This is a genomic window from Psychrobacter namhaensis (assembly GCF_016107545.1).
GTDB classification, from domain to species: domain Bacteria; phylum Pseudomonadota; class Gammaproteobacteria; order Pseudomonadales; family Moraxellaceae; genus Psychrobacter; species Psychrobacter namhaensis.
This window is the reverse complement of record NZ_JABASS010000004.1, coordinates 60,921-79,104: the sequence shown is the minus strand read 5'-3', so window position 1 is coordinate 79,104 and position 18,184 is coordinate 60,921. Positions and strand designations below refer to the sequence as shown.

Sequence of the window (18,184 nt, the reverse complement as noted above, 5' to 3'; positions counted from 1 at the left end):
GAAGATAAATTAATAATTTTAACCAATATTAATGATATATAGAGAAATTATATCTTAGCGCTTCAGTAGAATAGACCATAACAAACAACGCATCGCTATAAAAAATAACCGCTGATTTTTAACCGTTACTCAACACTATGGTGCTTATATGTCCAATTCAACACTAGCTAATGTATTTAATGCCACCACGATGTCACGCTTGCCTTTGCCAGCGATTTGGACAACGGGGAGCGCGCAGCAACGCACATTGATGTTGGGTGTGGGCCTAGCGGTATTGTCAAACGTATTGTTTGGCGTGCTTTACGCGTATAGCAGTTTTTTAGCGCCCTTGTCAGGCACGCAAGTATTTATCTGGCGTATGCTGGCGATGTGGGCGGTACTCATGGGCTATTTGCTTATTAATGGTGGCTTGGGTCAACACGTTGATAAGTTAAAAGCCTTGCGCACGGTAAAGCAGGGGGCATGGCTGCTTTTGCCAACGCCGATATTCTTGAGCCAATTTTGGTTGTTTATGTGGGCGCCCGTCAATGGTCAAGGCGTGCAAACGGCGATGGGTTATTTTCTATTCCCCCTGATGATGGTGGTGTTTGGTTGTGTTTTTTTTGGTGAAAAATTGAGCCGTTTACAGTGGCTTGCCGTTGCATTTGCAGCGTTAGGAGTGGGTAGTGAGATTGTACGCACGCAAAGCGTCTCTTGGGCCACACTGTGGGTATGTGGCACCTATCCTATTTATTATATTCTTCGTAGGCTACAAGGTATCGGTGCCGTGACTGGATTGCTGGTTGATTTGACGGTTTTTGCGCCATTTGCCGTGGCTTATTTATTCCTTTTTGCACCCAGCAGTGTGATGGTCGTGACGGGGTCGGGATTTTTTATTGTGATGCTCATGGGATTGGGCGTGCTCAGTGTCTTAGCCATGAAAACCAACGTGGATGCCAGCCAGATGCTGCCAGTGAACGTTTACGGTATGATGAGTTATTTAGAGCCAGCGCTGTTATTTATTTTGGCAATAACCGTATTGGGCAACCCGTTTGAATCAGCGATGGTTTATAGTTACGGGTTGATCTGGCTGGGCATTGCCTGTTTGATTGCTCACGGTGTGCGTCAATTGCGCGGTGTTCATAAAGGAATGCACATGAGAAAAATGGTTAAAACGGTGTAAAGCCTTGAATAGCACCGATTTGGCAATAAAAAAGGACGATTCAAATGAATAGTGAATCGTCCTTTTTTCATGGCACATTTAAAGGTTTTTTAACCCATCATTTAACCTAAATGCTGTTTAAAGCCGCGCTGCTTATCACGTTCCCAGTCACGGTCTTTGAGCGTTTTACGTTTGTCGTGCTGTTTCTTACCCAGTGCCAAGCCAATTTGGCATTTCACGAGTGAGTTTTTCCAATAGCAAGATAAGGGCACGCAAGCATAGCCTTTTTGATTGACGGCACCGAAGAGCTTTTCAATTTCGCGGCGATTAAGCAGTAGCTTACGCGTCCGAATGCTGTCTGGGCTTACATGCGTTGAGCTAGATAGCAGCGGCTGGATATGCGCGCCAAATAAGAAAGCTTCATTATTACGAAAGATGACATACGCTTCGGTAATCGTCATCTTACCTGCGCGAATGGCTTTGACTTCCCAGCCTTGTAATGCTAACCCTGCCTCAAACGTTTCTTCAATGAAGTACTCATGACGCGCTTTTTTGTTGGCGCAAATTTGGTTGTCAGGCTTTTTTGATTTTTTTGACATAATTTCTCCATAAGGACGGCCCAAAAAATACAGGCACCTTATCTGACTAGTCCTACTGATTCCTCACCCTAACCCCATAAATAGCATTGCCGTATAAAGGGATGATAAGACGGATGAGTCGAACCCACTATTGTAGCAAAGCCTCTGGCAAAAATGTAACTCAGCTGTTAGGACAAATGTAGCAGATAAGTATTAAGTTTGAGCAAAATTTGCTAGCATATGGCCTAATATTACCGAACATATTAGCCAAGCTATGAGCCTTCCTACTTCTTCAAAATTGCACACCAAAATTTTATACCCTGGTACTTTTGACCCCATTACCAATGGTCATGTGGACTTGGTCACACGCGCCACTAAGCTATTCGACGAGGTCGTGATCGCAGTGGCCTCAGGGCATCACAAAAAGCCTTTGTTTAGTTTCGAGGAGCGCGTCGGCTTAGTCGAGACAGTATTTGCTGATTTGCCGCAAGTATCGGTCGTGGGTTTTGAAGGGTTGCTGGTCGATTTTATGCGTGTGCAAGGGGCCACGGCAGTGTTGCGTGGTCTGCGCGCCATGTCCGATTTTGAGTATGAGTTTCAGCTGGCCAATATGAATCGTGAGCTTGATGAAAACTTTGAAGCCGTTTTTTTAACGCCATCTCAGAACTATTCATTTATCTCATCGACCATGATTCGAGAAATTGCCAAACTGGGGGGTGATGTCAATAAATTTGTCCCTCCCTGTGTCTCGCAAGCCTTTGTAGAAAAGTTGAATCTGAAGTAGATTTATGTGCTGATTATACTGACGACCACCGTTAAAAATTGTCCGTTGCGACTGATACGAGTAACACACAAAAGGAGCCAGTTATGGCGCTACTAATCACTGATGAATGTATCAACTGCGATGTCTGCGAGCCTGCCTGTCCCAATGAGGCGATCTCAGAAGGGGATGATATTTATGTCATTGACCCTAATCTGTGTACCGAATGTGTGGGTCATTTTGATGAACCGCAATGTGTGGTGATTTGTCCTGTTGATTGTATTCCTCATGACCCAAACCATGTCGAAACCGAGAGTGATTTGCTTGCCAAATACAAGCGCATTACGGGTCAATAAGTTACTAAAGAAACAGGTAGTTGACTCACTATGAAAACGATACAGGGCTGCTGGGATAAATTTGACGCAGTATCTGTCACGCTTGCGAACAGCCCATAAGAAAAATTTGCACCAGTAGCACAGCGGTATTAGCGTATCGGTTTGATTTAGAACTGACTACATATAAAAGTTGATGTAAAAGTGTTTTAGGGACAAAACGATGACGACAGACACACTTCAGTCAATGAGCGACTTTGACCAGCAGCATCTCTGGCACCCATACGCCAGCCTGCCACCGACCTATTCCAATATCGTGATTGATCATGCCGATGGGATCCATATTGTCACCCAAGGTGGCACCCGCCTTATTGATGGGATGTCATCATGGTGGGCGAGCGTGCATGGCTATAACCACCCAAAACTGAATGCCGCCATTACGGAGCAATTGGACAAAATGGCGCATGTGATGTTTGGTGGCTTGACCCATCAGCCCGCTATAGACTTGGGTAAAAAACTGCTCTCAATCGTACCTGCCGGACTTGACGCCATATTTTATGCCGATAGTGGCAGCATCGCCGTAGAAGTTGCCCTAAAGATGGCGCTGCAATATCAAATAGCCGGCAATCGTCCCAATAAGCAGCAGTTTGCCTCGACGCGTTCAGGCTATTATGGTGATACATGGCACGCGATGAGTATCTGCGATCCTATTAATGGTATGCATAGCTTGTATGGTAAGCAGTTGCCGATGCAACACTTTGTCCCTGCGCCGCCACTTGGGTTTGAGCGCGCGTTGACAGTAGAGGACCGCACTGCACTGTCTCAGTTCTTTGTAGAGTATGGCGCGCAGCTGGCGGGTTTTATTATTGAGCCAATCATTCAAGGCGCAGGCGGCATGCGTTTTTATAGCCCTGAGTATTTGCAATTACTGCGTCAACTGTGCGATGAGCATGATGTACTGTTAATTGCGGACGAAATCGCCACTGGCTTTGGCCGTAGTGGCAAACTATTTGCCTGTGAGCATGCTGGTATCAGTCCTGATATTATGAGCATTGGCAAAGCGCTGACGGGCGGCTACATGACCTTTGCAGCCACGTTATGTACCCGAAAAATCGCCGATACCATTCATAATAGTGACTATCCAGCGCTGATGCATGGCCCTACTTTTATGGGCAACCCACTGGCCTGTGCAGTCGCCTGTGCGTCGATTGACTTGATTACGTCTTATGACATCGAAGCACGTACTGCCGATATGCAACGCATTATGGAGCAACAACTTGGCGTCGCTGCAACTTTAGAGGGCGTCTTTGAGGTACGTTGTCTTGGTGCGGTCGCCGTTATCGAGTTAGAAGCCGATGTTGATATGCCCGTGTTTCAGTCTTTATTGATTGAGCACGGTATTTGGGTCAGACCATTTGGTAAACTGGTGTATATTATGCCGCCGTATGTCATCACTGATGATGAACTGATGACTTTATGCCAAGCCCTGCTAAAAGTGATACGCGTATATTTAACAAAGCAAGGTCAATGATGAGCGTTTTATTTGTTTCAGGTATCGATACCGAGATTGGCAAAACCTATGCGACAGGCATGCTTGCCAAAGCCCTCACTCAGCAAGGCGTGAACGTCATCACGCAAAAGCTGGTGCAAACAGGCGTTTCAATAAATCCAGATAACGGCACAATGAACATTGCTGATGATATTGTGACCCATCGCGAACTGATGGGGGTTGAGCTACAGCCGTGTGATCTGAATTTTACCACTTGTCCTTATCGCTATGAGAAACCCGCCTCACCGCATTTATCTGCCGTCCTTGCTAACGACGTTGTCCACCCTGAGGTGATTACCCACGCTACCAAAGCCTTACAAGTGGATTATGACATGGTGCTGCTAGAAGGGGCAGGCGGGCTGCTGGTACCGATAACCAAAGATTTATTAACGTTAGATTATATTGCGACTCAAGGATATCCTGTAATCTTGGTCACCTCAGGGCGTTTGGGCAGCATCAATCATACGTTACTCAGTTTGGAAGCCATAAAATCGCGCGGCCTCACTGTGCATAGCGTCATCTACAACCATATTCATGATGTCGACTTTAATGTTAATACAGACATTGAAATTGCCACCAGTACCATGAAGTTTTTACAAAATTATTTAGACCAGAATTATCCAAAGACGCAGTGGTTGACATTGGCTAAGCAGATGAATGATGCTTCGAACGATATGGACTTATCTTTGCCAAAAGATTTTATTTAAATTTTTCTAACGCGTTTCTAATACGTTTTCTAATACATTCGTACGTATACTAAAAATAAACCAAAAAGAGATTCCCAGCAAAGCGTGAGGTTTGCTATACTAGCGCGCTTGGTAGACTAGGCAATCGCCGCTGCACACTGGCAACAGACGAGCAGGGGAGGAAAGTCCGGGCTACATAGGGCAGCGTGCCAGCTAACGGCTGGGCAGGGTAACCTGACGACCAGTGCAGCAGAGAGGAGACCGCCTTTGGCTTATTTGATTGTCGCAAGACGTCAATGTCATCGGTAAGGGTGAAAGGGTGCGGTAAGAGCGCACCGCGTGAATGGCAACATCTCACGGCATGGTAAACTCCACGCGTAGCAAGACCAAATAGGCATCGGCATGGCGCGGCCCGCGTTCGATGCGGGTAGGTTGCTTGAGCGTATCAGTGATGATACGCCTAGAGGAATGATTGTCCACGACAGAACCCGGCTTATCGGTTTACCAAACCTTTTTATTGTTTGTGATATGAATATTTGCGCTTAATTTGAATAAAATTCATATTTTTTGCAAAAAATGCTAACTAGGGGTTGACGACTGTCACCTGTATCGGCATAATACCGATCCTTAAATGGCGATGTAGCTCAGCTGGTTAGAGCGCATGACTCATAATCGTGAGGTCAAGAGTTCAAGTCTCTTCATCGCCACCATTTATAGTAAGACTGCAGTATTTAAAAAGCCAATCCTTTGTGATTGGTTTTTTTTTGCCTAAAATAAATGAGTGTCGCAATGGTTGCTATGCGTTACTAATGTGTTAAATACTCTCTGCCCACAGTCAAGCCTTGGTTACTTCATTGGTAAATCCCCTCACTGCTAATAAAATCGCCTTACTTTATAGTGGAAAACTGCTAGAATAGCCTTTAGTTTTATTATTCTATCACCCTTAATTTAGTAGGCGCTTTGTGACTGCATTAGCCAATATTCGTAACTTTTCAATCATTGCCCACATTGATCATGGCAAGTCGACGCTTGCTGATCGTTTTATTCAAATGTGCGGTGCCTTGCAAGATCGTGAGATGCAGGCGCAAGTACTTGACTCCATGGATATTGAGCGTGAGCGCGGTATCACTATCAAAGCGCAGTCGGTCACTTTATTTTATGACCATCCTAATGGTGAGCGTTATCAGCTGAACTTTATCGATACCCCAGGACACGTCGATTTCTCTTATGAAGTGTCGCGCTCATTAGCCGCTTGTGAAGGCGCACTTTTGGTCGTTGATGCCGCGCAAGGCGTAGAAGCGCAGTCGGTGGCCAACTGCTATACGGCTGTTGATCAGGGTCTAGAGGTCATGGCGGTCTTAAATAAGATCGATTTGCCACAAGTCGAGCCTGAGCGTGTTATTCAAGAAATTGAAGACATCATTGGTATTGACGCGGTTGATGCGCCGCGAGTCTCTGCCAAGTCGGGTTTGGGCGTTGATAAGCTGTTAGAAGCGCTGGTCGAATTTATTCCAGCCCCAACGGGCGACCGTGACGCGCCCCTGCAAGCGCTAATTATTGATTCATGGTTTGATAGTTATCTAGGCGTGGTCTCTTTAGTACGCGTGCGCCAAGGAACGGTAAAAAAAGGCGATAAGATTTATATCAAATCGACCGGCGATGCCCATCCAGTCAGCTCTATCGGTGTGTTTACCCCAAAGCCCTTAGACACGGGTATTTTAGAAGCAGGTGAAGTAGGTTTTGTTATCGCTGGTATCAAAGATATTGCTGGCGCACCAGTTGGTGATACCATTACTCATTCCAAAACGCCTGATGTCGAGCGTATTCCTGGTTTTAAACAGATTACCCCGCAAGTCTATGCAGGTATGTTCCCAGTAGATGCCAATGACTTCGAAAAATTCCGTGAAGCACTACAGAAATTACAGATTAACGATGCTTCGTTATTTTTTGAACCGGATACCTCTGATGCGTTGGGCTTTGGCTTTCGTTGTGGCTTCTTAGGTATGCTGCATATGGAGATTATCCAAGAGCGCTTAGAGCGTGAATATGACTTGGATTTAATCACCACCGCACCCTCAGTGATCTATGAGATTGAAAAGAAAGACGGCGAAGTGATTTATGTGGATAATCCATCGAGATTGCCTGAGCCTAATAATATCGAAGAGTTCCGCGAGCCGATTGCCCGTTGTCAGATTTTGGTGCCGCAAGACTACTTGGGCAATGTCATGACCTTGTGTATCGAGCGTCGCGGTGTACAAGTAGACATGCGCTTTATGGGCAAGCAAGTCCAAGTGATCTTTGATGTTCCGATGGGTGAAGTGGTCATGGACTTCTTTGACCGTCTAAAGTCGGTCTCTCGTGGGTTTGCCTCACTAGATTATAACTTTGAGCGTTATCAAGTTGATAAGCTGGTCAAGGTAGATGTCTTGATTAATGGCGATAAAGTGGATGCGCTAGCGATGATTGTGCACCAAGATCAAGCGCGTTTCCGTGGCAATCAGCTAGTGACCAAGATGAAAGAGTTGATTCCGCGTCAGATGTTCGATGTCGCCATTCAAGCAGCGATTGGTAGCCAAATTATTGGTCGTAGTACGGTCAAAGCCATGCGCAAAGATGTTTTAGCCAAGTGTTATGGTGGCGATGTCTCACGTAAGAAAAAGCTATTGTCTAAGCAAAAAGCGGGCAAGAAACGTATGAAGCAAGTGGGGAACGTAGAAATCCCGCAAGAAGCCTTCTTAGCGGTATTACAAGTGGATAGTTAATACTTGTCTCTATCTTATTTGATTTTTGCACATAATACGTCAAGTGTGGTTGGTCTTATCGTCAAAGCTGTGAGATAAGCCGCTCTTTAATAGGCAATTTGGTATGGATTTTGATTTTAATTTAATTTTAGTGCCGTTGACTATAGGCTTAGGGATTGTTTGGCTATTAGATAAGTTGGCGCTCAAACAGCGTAAAACTCGTGGCCGTGGTCATGAAAGTTTGCTAGTACGCTGGGCTTATGACTTTTTCCCCGTACTGGCCGTCGTATTAATAGTGCGCTCGTTTTTGATTGAGCCTTTTAATATTCCTTCATCTTCTATGGTACCGACTTTATATACTGGCGACTTTATTGCGGTTAATAAGTACGCCTATGGCGTGCGACTACCGCTGACGTATAATAAGGTTTTGGATACGGGCGAACCTGAACATGGTGATGTAGCCGTATTCCGTTATCCTGAAAATCCGAGTATTTATTATATCAAGCGTGTGATTGGCTTGCCTGGCGATACTGTCAGCTATGATCAAGGCACACTGGCGATCAATGATGTGCCAGTTGAGACTAAACCGGTAACTTTTGCGGCAAATACTGAATTGACCTCACAGCTTTATTTACCAGGTCAAATTGGTCCAGGACAAGTGCTTACAGAAGAAAGCGCTGCCGCGCTGGGGCAGCAAGAAGAGAAAGAAGCGAGGTACTTTGAAGAGACGCAAGGTGACAACAAGCATCTGGTGCGCTACTTAGATGGTATGAATAGCTCGCAGTACGCGCCGTTTTTACAACAGCAATCGCCAGAGGTGGTGAGTTCAGAAGGGACGAGTTGGCGCATTCGTGTGCCAGAAGGCCAGTATTTTGTCATGGGTGACAACCGTGATCGCAGTGCTGATGGTCGTTTCTGGGGCTTTGTGCCTGATGAGAATTTAGCTGGTAAGGCGGTATATATTTGGATGCATAAACCACCTGGGCTAAATTTACCAACCTTTACCCGTAATGGTACGATTGATTAAGTGTATAAGAAGCTCTATTGGTTGAGTTAACGATAATAATTTTGTGCTAATATTGTTGCTGTTTAATCAGCGATTACCTAGCACCTAGGTATCCAAAAACAGTCATTTACCAGTAGAGAGAGACTATAATGCAGCAATTATCTGGTTTGTCCACGCAGCGTGGTGCTAGTGTGACGAGCATCGTTTTAATCATTATCGTTTTGGGTATTGCTGCCAAATTAATCATTGCTATCGTACCGGCTCAGATTGGCGATTATCAATTGAGCAAGACCTTAAGCGCTCAGCTTAAAGAGTCAAATAAAAACAATGAGACGGCCAAGCAGTTCGTTGAACGGGTCAATAAACAGTTATCTATCAATGGTGACTATGACACCAAGGCAGAAGACGTCTTTACTTTTACTGATAAAAAAACGGGACAATTGGCGATTCATAAACAGTACGCCGTCACCAATACCTTTTTTGGCAATGTTGATATCGTCAATCGTTTTGAAGGTGACATCGAGATGGCAACAGCAGAATAACGAAAGAGAGCGTTCATTTTTTTCGTAACCAACCACTAACTACGATTACTTATTAAACCAGTAAAACAGAAGGGATAACCATAAGCCTCGCATGAAACCAACTTCGCAGCACTCCCAAGCGGTTCCTACTTCCCAAAAAAATAGCACGTCTGTTGATACGCTTGTTAGCGCAGAATTTATTCAGCGTTTAACGGTATTAACACGCAAATTAGGCTATGTGTTTAATGATGTGAGTCTCCCAAAACTTGCATTGACACACCGCTCATTTGATAGCAAAAAAAACTATGAGCGCTTAGAGTTTTTGGGAGATGCGCTTTTAGGGATGATTGTGGGTGAAGCTTTATACCATCGTTATCCTAGCCAAAATGAAGGGCGGCTTACTCGCATGCGCGCGACTTTGGTGCGTCAGGAGTCATTGGTTATTATTGCCCAAAATCTCGAGCTTTCTAATCACCTCATATTGGGGATAGGGGAGCGCAAGGGCGGTGGTCGCAATCGTGCCTCTATATTGGCGGACGCTGTGGAGTCGTTAATCGGAGCGATCTACTTAGACAGCCAAGATATGGAGATTACGCGTCACTGTGTGCTCTCGTGGTACGGGGATTTAATTGATAGCGTGAATGATCAAAAAGCATTAAAAGATGCCAAGAGCCGACTGCAAGAATGGCTACAATCTAAGCAGTTTGATTTGCCCCATTACGAGCTGATGGAAACGCGTGGTAACGCGCCGCATCAAATTTTTGTCGTACGTTGCCATGTTAATATCAATAACTGTCCTGACATTACTGAATCTGGTGAGAGCCGCCGCATCGCCGAACAAAAAGCGGCAGAGCTTATGATCAATCAATTACACAAACTGCCAGGTTCAGCCAAAAAGCGCTCTTAATGGGTATAAATTTCGCGGCAAACCTCACTTTACATTTACGATATCTTTCTAAGTGGTTCTTACTTTAGTAAGCACTTATTCTATTTATATTAAATGTTACTTATTTTAAAACCTCAAATATTTCCCAGCCGATAACGGTGTCATTTTTTTAGTGCGGATATACCCAATCCACTATGAAATGCCGTTTGGCTGGTTATAAACTCTACAGGATTAACCTATGAGCAATCGTACTGATGTGCCATCAAATAATGAAGACAGTACCAACGATATGATCAAAAAAACAGAGACGCATCCAAGCCAAGATGATGCTCTAACGAATGACACTCTAACGAATGCTGCTCTAACGAATAAGAGTATCGATCAGTCAGAAGATATATCGCTAGAAAATGACATGGCAATTGAAGAGTTCTTTGCCCCAAGCGGTCATACGCGTATGGCTGATGATTTTAAGTCTGGCTATGTTGCCATCGTTGGGCGACCAAACGTTGGCAAGTCGACCTTGATGAATCACTTACTGGGTCAAAAGCTATCTATCACTTCACGTAAACCGCAAACGACTCGTCACCGTATCCATGGTATTTTGTCAAACCATGAGATGCAGGCTGTGTTTGTTGATACGCCTGGTATCCACCGTAATGAAGTGCGAGCTATTAATGAGCGCATGAATAAAGCCGCCGTATCGGCCCTAGTAGACGTGGATTTGGTGTTGTTCGTTGTCGACTCAGACCAGTGGCGTGATGATGATTTACTAACGTTACAAAAGCTTGGCGATACGGACTTAACCGTGGTGCTGGTGATTAATAAATCGGACACCTTAAAAGATAAAGGCAGCGTGTTGCCGCTGATTGAGACCTTTAACGACAGTTTTGACTTTGCCGATATCGTGCCAGTATCTGCGTTAAAAAACCAAAACCTCGATCGCCTGCAAGAAGTGATTGCGTCTCATCTACCAGTTGCGGCACCTATCTATGATACCGAACAGATCACTGATCGCTCAGAGCGTTTCTTGGCCAGTGAGATCATCCGCGAAAAAATCATGCGTAGTGCGGGTGATGAAGTGCCCTATGATTTAACGGTACAGATTGATGCGTTCAAGGATGAGCCTGCCCATACTGATCCAAAAACAGGTCGTCCACGTAAGGCTTGTACGTTTATTGACGCGACTATTTATGTCGAACGCAGTGGTCAAAAAGCCATCGTCATTGGTGATAAAGGCCAGCGTATTAAACAAGTCGGGATGGACGCTCGTAAAGACATGGAACAACTTTTTGATAAAAAAATCATGCTGACACTGTGGGTGAAGGTGAAACGCGGCTGGTCTGATGACGAACGTGCGTTGACCAGTCTGGGATACTGATAGTGATTGAATAACCGCCTTTTTACGATCGTATAAAGGCTTGATGCTGAGGTAATAAAAAATGCGTAATGAAGCGTTAATCGGTTATTTATTACATCAGCGCCCCTACCAAGAAAAGCGTGCCTTGTATTATCTTTTTTCTCAGCAGCATGGTGTGATACATGGCGTGGGGAAAAAGGGCGCACCACTGTTTATGCCTTTACAGCTCTTTGCCACAGGTCAACGTGATTTAAAGACATTCAGCCAAATTGGTGTCGCATCGCAAACGACTACCCAGACAGATGAGACGCAAAAAGACAGTGTGCCCAACACGTTCGGGGCGGTATTAAGCGCTAGGCCTTATGAAAATATTACCGGTCAGCAGCAGTACTCAGCGTTGTATTTGAATGAAATATTATGGCGCTTGCTACCCACTGAAGACCCAATGCCAGTATTGTGGCAGCATTATGAGAACAGTTTACGGCAACTTAGGCAGCCTTTAAGCGCCAATGAGTTACGGTTGTGTTTACGGCAGTTTGAGCATCATTTATTTAACGAGCTGGGTTTTACGCTCACGCTCACGCACGACAGTGTCGAGGATGTTATTGCTTCCGATTGCTGTTATCGTTTTTTGCCTGATGTTGGCTTAGTACCTGTCTTTCAGAATAATAGACAGTCTGAGCATTTAGAGAGTGCTACTGGACAAACGGTTCTGATGGGTACTGACATTATCCAGATGGCAAAATTGGGCATTACTGAAGCCACGCTAAATCACTGGTCAAAACTACATCGACAGCTGATTGATCATTTGCTTGAGTATCAACCACTACAAAGTCGTTTGCTATGGCAACAGCAGCAGCGTTACCAACAGTAAAGAGAATATTTGCTGAGTAGCACCGCTGTTAAATTAAGGTCATGTGAAGTCATGTGAAATAGTACCTTTTTATCATTACATATAAGTCAACTGAGTATCGTTATCAAAAGGATTTCTTATGCCCCCCTCTGCGTTACCTCTATCGGAAAAGACCTCACGAAAACCTTTATTAGGGGTGAACATTGACCATGTAGCCACTTTGCGTCAAGCACGCGGGGTCAACTATCCCAGTCCTTTGGATGCTGCTTTACTCTGTGAGCAGGCAGGTGCAGATGGCATCACCATACACTTGCGCGAAGATCGCCGTCATATTCAAGATTCAGATGTGTATGAGATAGCGGCGCAGTTGACCACCAGAATGAATCTAGAGATGGCGGCAACCAATGAGATGCTGGCAATTGCTAATAAAGTAAAACCATTTTGGGTGTGCTTAGTACCGGAAAAGCGTGCAGAGCTGACGACAGAAGGCGGGCTTGATGTGGCAGGGCAGGTAACTTGGTTAACAGAATATATTAGCCAGTTACAAGCTGCAGGCAGTAAAGTGTCTTTGTTTATTGATCCTGAAGAAACACAAATTGCTGCCGCCGTAGATTGCGGCGCAGATGCTATTGAGTTGCACACAGGTGCTTATGCAGAGGCGGGCTTGGCAGGCAACATAGACGTGCAAAATGCTGAGCTAAAACGAATCAAACAAGCAGTCGTCAGTGCCCAACGTATAAATAACAAACTTTTAATTAACGCCGGTCATGGTCTGACACGTGATAATGTCAGGGCTATTGCGCAAATTGAAGGCATTTATGAGTTAAACATCGGTCATGCGCTCATTGCAGATGCTATATTCGTGGGGATCGAGCAAGCGGTCATTATGATGAAAAGTGCGATGTACAAAGTCAACTAAAACATAATACGTGCCAATCTTGCTATTCTTACTATTGATCACATTTCGTGGGATGATTTTCGTTAAGTTTTTGTCTAATCCTGCCCGATTGACTAAAAGATATTAAATACATTGCGTTATTATAAGCCACGGTTGGACAGTATTTGATATGACCGAAGTGCCCTCGCGGTTTTCCACTATCACCCCAAAATTTGATGTAGTGACGCCTGCCTCCTACGCGCAAACTCAGCTTCGCGTATTTAGGATTCAAAGCGCGTTGCCTTATTAAAAGATCTGTTTGAGCATCAAAATTTTTATTGTCGTTTTTGTCTATAAACAATAAAAGTGTCTTATCGCTGTCTCTGTGGCAGCGCCCGCCTGCGTTAGACAGACAAACAATGATATTCTGTCTTCTGATATAACTCTCCGTTTTTGCCAAGGTAAGTGAGTTTTCTACCTGATTTTTAATACGTTTGGCTTCCATACGCGCTAACTGTGTACGAATAGCGGGAGCTGCAATCGTCATTATAATCGCCAATACCGCTATGGTGACAATCAGCTCAACCAAGGTAAAACCTTGCCTTCCTTTATACCTATAAGCGCTCATGTCTACTGAGAGAATTTGGCTCACTGTAAAATGATAGCGAAAGGCCGTATAGATCTGAGTTCCATATTGCCAAAGTCTGTGACGAACCAAACCACTCTTACCTAAAGGTAATATGAGTAAGATAGAGGTAGAGAGTTTTCTATCACTTAACGATGTCTTATCAAGCGGGGTCATAAGGTTTTATTACCTATGAGAAGGAGTTTGGTGCCATACAATAGAGCAAGCTCATTTTTTAGCGTTGTCTCTCTAGTTATCTTTTCATCTAAACATTTTGAAATAGACTTGTAAGGACATAGCAATGTGTAGATCTAAAGCAAAAAACAACTAGGCTATAGGGTGAAATAATGTTGACTTATATAATATAAACAGAATATATGTCTACTGTCAAAAAATGTTTCAATTAGTGAAGGAAAGGTTTTAGTAATAGAGAAAAATTACTAACTATATTAAAATAAGCGCAGACAATAGATAGTTTTAAGACTGCTATCTCTTGTGAACTGACATACAAAAGATAAAAAGCGTAAGGTGTGTTAGTTCTAGGTAACTTCAGCAGGTTATTGTGTTTTAGTTACAACATTATCGTGTAATAATGTGTAGCTCGTTAACGAAAAAAGTTGTAAACTGAATTGATAATCGCTAAGCTACTTCTTAATTGGTTTTGCTTTGTAACTTAAAATGCGTAAAAGATGTCTACTTTAGAATGTCTTGAAAATCGGTTTTGCTTCACGCATCACTAAAATTATCCTTTGGAGGAAGTCCATGAAATTGAATAAAATTGCTCTAGCTTTGGTTGCCGTAACGGCTGCTCCTTTAGCAGCGAATGCTGGCGTTACTATTAGCCCACTATTGTTAGGTTATCACTACAGCGAAGCAGCTGATGATGATCAAGCTGAACTATTAGGAGACTATAGCGGTAACGGTAATAGCTACTATAAAGAAGACGGTTTATACACAGGTGCTGCACTAGGTATCGAGCTAACGCCTTCTACTCAGTTTCAAGTAGAATATGGTGTGTCAAACACTGATGCTATTGCTAGCAATGATGTTACTCCTGGCAATGCTTCTGGTTCTTACGACGCTGAACAAGAAATGATTTCGGGTAACTTCTTAATCGGTACTGAAGAGTTTACTGGTTATACTGACAACGCGCTTAAGCCATATGTATTGGTTGGTGCTGGTCAGTCTAAAATTGAAATCGAAGATGCGGCTGGTGATAAAGTTAGTGGCACTAAAGATACTATCGGTAACCTAGGTCTAGGTGCTATGTATCGCATTAACGACGCGCTAAGCCTACGTGGTGAAGCTCGTGCGATCCATAACTTTGATAACAACTGGTGGGAAGGCATGGCTTTGGCCGGTCTAGAAGTTGTATTGGGTGGCCATTTAGCGCCTACGGTAGCAGTACCACCAATGCAAGAGCCAGTAGTTGACACTACGCCAGTAGTAGTTGTTGAGTCTGATCTTGATTCTGACGGTGATGGCGTACCTGATAGCATCGATGCATGCCCAGGCACTCCAATGAATGTGGTTGTTGATGAGCGCGGTTGCCCAGTACCAGTAGATATTACTGATGAGCTGAAAATGGAACTACGTGTGTTCTTTGATAACGACAAATCAGCTATCAAAAACCAGTACAAGCCTGAAATCGCTAAAGTAGCAGAGAAGATGCGCGAGTATCCTAACTCTACCGCACGTATCGAAGGTCATGCTTCTAAAACTGGTCCTTCAGCACGTTACAACCAACGTCTGTCTGAAGCTCGTGCCGTTGCCGTTAAATCTATGCTAACTAACGAATTCGGTATTGCTCCAAACCGTCTATCAACCGTTGGTTATGGTTATGACAACCCAATCGCGCCAAACGACACTGAAGAAGGCCGTGCTATGAACCGTCGTGTTTATGCCATCATCACTGGTGACAAAACAATGACTGTTGAACAAACTAAAGACATGGTTGTTCAGTAAGTAATAACCAATTGGTTATGTAGTCAAACATGAAGTTACAAAAAAAGCTGCCCATTGGGTGGCTTTTTTTATTTATGTATTGATATAAGCAAGTTATTACATAAATTTATGAAGCAATAATGTTATACTAGCTGCCCAAACATTCTGTAAATTGACAGAATGTACTTTAGCATAGCTATCTGTATGATGAATTAATCAGTGTAGATACTTGATTGTATTGAAGTTGTTTGATTAACTGCCCTATTGTGCCGTTGTCAAATTTAGGTATTCAATGTCTAACTGATTTATGATAAAAGTTTATCCAGCGGCGCTTACTGCTACTGCATTTTTTTAAGACGAAACGAGCATTTTATATGGCGAACGATATCAAACACCTGCGTAACATTGCAATTATTGCCCACGTTGACCACGGTAAAACAACTTTGGTTGATAAGTTATTACATCAGTCTGGTACTTTTGGCGACCGTGCAAACATTGCTGAACGTGCAATGGATTCAGGCGATATTGAGCAAGAACGTGGTATTACTATTTTGGCTAAAAACACAGCCATCCGCTGGACAGATCAAACTTCAGAAACTGAATACCGTATCAATATCGTCGATACCCCAGGTCACGCCGATTTCGGTGGTGAAGTTGAGCGTGTCATGTCGATGGTTGACTGCGTACTTCTAGTGGTTGATGCGGTTGATGGTCCAATGCCTCAAACTCGTTTTGTCACGCAAAAAGCATTCGAGCAAGGCCTAAAGCCGATTGTGGTTATCAATAAAATTGACCGTCCGGGCTCACGTCCTGATTGGGTCATGGATCAAATTTTTGATTTGTTTGACAACCTAGGGGCCACAGATGAGCAGTTGGATTTCCCAGTTGTTTATGCCTCAGCGTTGAATGGTATTGCAGGTCTAGAAGCCGATGATTTAGCTGATGACATGACACCACTTTTCAAAACTATTGTCGATGTTGTACAGCCTCCACAGGTTGATGCAGATGCACCGTTCCGTATGCAAATCTCAAGCCTCGACTACAATAGCTTCGTCGGCGTTATTGGTATTGGTCGTATTCAGCGCGGTAAGGTTAAAACCAATACACAAGTTACTGTCATTGATAAGCATGGCAAAACGCGTAATGGTCGTATCCTAAAAATCATGGGCTATCATGGTCTGGATCGTATCGAAGTAGAAGATGCACAAGCGGGCGACATCGTTTGTATCACAGGTATTGATGCTCTTAATATCTCAGATACTATCTGTGATCCTAATCACGTTGAAGCATTACCAGCGCTAACGGTCGATGAGCCAACTGTCTCTATGAACTTCCAAGTTAATAACTCACCTTTTGCTGGTCGTGATGGTAAGTTTGTGACTTCACGTAATATTCGTGAGCGTCTTGAGCGTGAGTTGATTCATAACGTGGCGCTGCGTGTAGAAGACACAGAATCTCCTGATAAATTTAAAGTATCAGGTCGCGGTGAGCTTCATTTGTCTGTACTTATTGAAAACATGCGCCGTGAAGGTTTTGAGCTGGGTGTTTCAGGTCCAGAAGTTATTGTCAAAGAAGTTGATGGTAAGCTGCAAGAACCATATGAAAATGTTGTCTTTGATATCGAAGAAGAGCATCAAGGTTCTATCATGGAGCAGGTTGGTCTACGCAAAGGCGAGATGACTAACATGGAGCTGGATGGCAAAGGTCGTATGCGTATTGAAGCTACGATGCCAGCACGCGGTCTGATTGGTTTCCGCTCAGAGTTTTTGACGCTGACTTCAGGTAGTGGCATCATGACGTCAAGCTTCTCACATTACGGTCCGCAAAAGATCGGTGATGTGGGTGGTCGCTCTAACGGTGTATTGGTTTCTATGGCCAATGGTACTTGCCTAGGCTTTGCCCTGTTTAACCTACAAAAACGCGGTAAATTATTCGCTGAGCCACAGCTTGAAGTTTACGAAGGTATGATTGTTGGCCTGAACTCGCGTAACGATGATATGACGGTCAACCCAACGACTGCTAAACAGTTGACCAACGTACGTGCTAGTGGTACTGATGAAGCGTTGACGTTGACGCCAGCTGTCAAGTTCACTCTTGAGCAGGCGCTTGAATTCATTCAAGACGATGAGCTCGTGGAAGTAACGCCAAAAGCCATACGTATCCGCAAACGCTATTTGACCGAAAGTGAGCGTAAGCGTCATGGTCGTAGTAAAAAAGGTGCTTAATAGTTTGGCTTAATAAGAGTCAAGCAACAAAAAAAGGCTAACGCGATGTTAGCCTTTTTTTATTGTCGATTGATAAAGTTGCAGCTTTTAAATCATACGTACC

General features: G+C 44.0%; 16 protein-coding genes, 1 tRNA gene and 1 other RNA gene. 16 read left to right on the top strand and 2 right to left on the bottom strand.

Features of this window, described 5'->3' with window-relative positions; all coding sequences use genetic code 11:
* Nucleotides 1–148: 148 nt before the first annotated feature.
* The gene (rarD, locus tag JFC06_RS05105; RefSeq protein WP_198334207.1) at nucleotides 149–1,162 is read left to right on the top strand and encodes an EamA family transporter RarD; all 1,014 of its coding nucleotides are present in this window, start codon (nucleotides 149–151) and stop codon (nucleotides 1,160–1,162) included.
* 101 nt (nucleotides 1,163–1,263) lie between these two features.
* On the opposite strand, the gene smpB is transcribed toward rarD, so the two are convergent.
* A complete protein-coding gene (gene smpB, locus JFC06_RS05100) occupies nucleotides 1,264–1,740 on the bottom strand; it encodes an SsrA-binding protein SmpB (RefSeq protein WP_193006254.1) in 477 nt (158 codons plus the stop codon).
* Nucleotides 1,741–1,993: 253 nt separating this feature from the next.
* Here smpB and coaD point away from each other — a divergent pair, with 253 nt between their 5' ends.
* The 13 genes from coaD (at nucleotide 1,994) to JFC06_RS05035 (ending at nucleotide 13,329) form a co-directional block, all read left to right on the top strand.
* A complete protein-coding gene (coaD, locus tag JFC06_RS05095; protein ID WP_198334206.1) occupies nucleotides 1,994–2,503 on the top strand; it encodes a pantetheine-phosphate adenylyltransferase in 510 nt (169 codons plus the stop codon).
* An 83-nt stretch (nucleotides 2,504–2,586) separates the two neighbouring features.
* Nucleotides 2,587–2,835, top strand: coding sequence for a YfhL family 4Fe-4S dicluster ferredoxin (locus JFC06_RS05090; protein WP_198334205.1), 249 nt, complete (start codon nucleotides 2,587–2,589; stop codon nucleotides 2,833–2,835).
* Nucleotides 2,836–3,034: 199 nt separating this feature from the next.
* A complete protein-coding gene (gene bioA, locus JFC06_RS05085) occupies nucleotides 3,035–4,342 on the top strand; it encodes an adenosylmethionine--8-amino-7-oxononanoate transaminase (RefSeq protein ID WP_198334204.1) in 1,308 nt (435 codons plus the stop codon).
* Nucleotides 4,342–5,067, top strand: coding sequence for a dethiobiotin synthase (gene bioD / locus JFC06_RS05080; protein WP_198334203.1), 726 nt, complete (start codon nucleotides 4,342–4,344; stop codon nucleotides 5,065–5,067). The genes bioA and bioD overlap by 1 nt, the downstream gene beginning before the upstream one ends.
* A 108-nt stretch (nucleotides 5,068–5,175) precedes the next feature.
* Nucleotides 5,176–5,558, top strand: an RNA gene (rnpB, locus tag JFC06_RS05075) — RNase P RNA component class A.
* Between the two features lie 121 nt (nucleotides 5,559–5,679).
* Nucleotides 5,680–5,756, top strand: a tRNA-Met gene (locus JFC06_RS05070).
* A gap of 252 nt (nucleotides 5,757–6,008) precedes the next feature.
* A complete protein-coding gene (gene lepA, locus JFC06_RS05065; protein WP_193006259.1) occupies nucleotides 6,009–7,808 on the top strand; it encodes a translation elongation factor 4 in 1,800 nt (599 codons plus the stop codon).
* A 103-nt stretch (nucleotides 7,809–7,911) separates the two neighbouring features.
* Complete coding sequence (gene lepB / locus JFC06_RS05060; RefSeq protein ID WP_198334201.1) at nucleotides 7,912–8,814, top strand: signal peptidase I; 903 nt, start codon at nucleotides 7,912–7,914, stop codon at nucleotides 8,812–8,814.
* 128 nt (nucleotides 8,815–8,942) lie between these two features.
* Nucleotides 8,943–9,335 (top strand): DUF4845 domain-containing protein, encoded by a 393-nt coding sequence (locus tag JFC06_RS05055; protein ID WP_227670136.1) that lies wholly within the window; start codon nucleotides 8,943–8,945, stop codon nucleotides 9,333–9,335.
* A 91-nt stretch (nucleotides 9,336–9,426) separates the two neighbouring features.
* Nucleotides 9,427–10,221, top strand: a complete 795-nt coding sequence (rnc, locus tag JFC06_RS05050) for a ribonuclease III (protein WP_193006261.1) — start codon at nucleotides 9,427–9,429, stop codon at nucleotides 10,219–10,221.
* Between the two features lie 391 nt (nucleotides 10,222–10,612).
* Entirely contained in the window at nucleotides 10,613–11,578 is a 966-nt protein-coding gene (gene era, locus JFC06_RS05045) for a GTPase Era (RefSeq protein ID WP_226949498.1), read from the top strand.
* Nucleotides 11,579–11,639: 61 nt separating this feature from the next.
* Nucleotides 11,640–12,431 (top strand): DNA repair protein RecO, encoded by a 792-nt coding sequence (gene recO, locus JFC06_RS05040; RefSeq protein WP_198334198.1) that lies wholly within the window; start codon nucleotides 11,640–11,642, stop codon nucleotides 12,429–12,431.
* 118 nt (nucleotides 12,432–12,549) lie between these two features.
* Nucleotides 12,550–13,329: a pyridoxine 5'-phosphate synthase gene (locus JFC06_RS05035; protein ID WP_198334197.1), complete on the top strand. Its 780-nt coding sequence runs from the start codon at nucleotides 12,550–12,552 to the stop codon at nucleotides 13,327–13,329.
* 31 nt (nucleotides 13,330–13,360) lie between these two features.
* Here JFC06_RS05035 and JFC06_RS05030 read toward each other — a convergent pair whose 3' ends face one another.
* Complete coding sequence (locus JFC06_RS05030; RefSeq protein WP_227670135.1) at nucleotides 13,361–14,089, bottom strand: GspH/FimT family pseudopilin; 729 nt, start codon at nucleotides 14,087–14,089, stop codon at nucleotides 13,361–13,363.
* Nucleotides 14,090–14,674: 585 nt separating this feature from the next.
* On the opposite strand from JFC06_RS05030, the gene JFC06_RS05025 reads away from it, so the two are divergent.
* Nucleotides 14,675–15,877 carry an OmpA family protein gene (locus JFC06_RS05025; RefSeq protein WP_193006265.1) on the top strand — a complete coding sequence of 401 codons (1,203 nt, stop codon included), beginning with the start codon at nucleotides 14,675–14,677 and terminating at the stop codon, nucleotides 15,875–15,877.
* 353 nt (nucleotides 15,878–16,230) lie between these two features.
* Entirely contained in the window at nucleotides 16,231–18,081 is a 1,851-nt protein-coding gene (gene typA, locus JFC06_RS05020; RefSeq protein ID WP_193006266.1) for a translational GTPase TypA, read from the top strand.
* Nucleotides 18,082–18,184 lie beyond the last annotated feature (103 nt).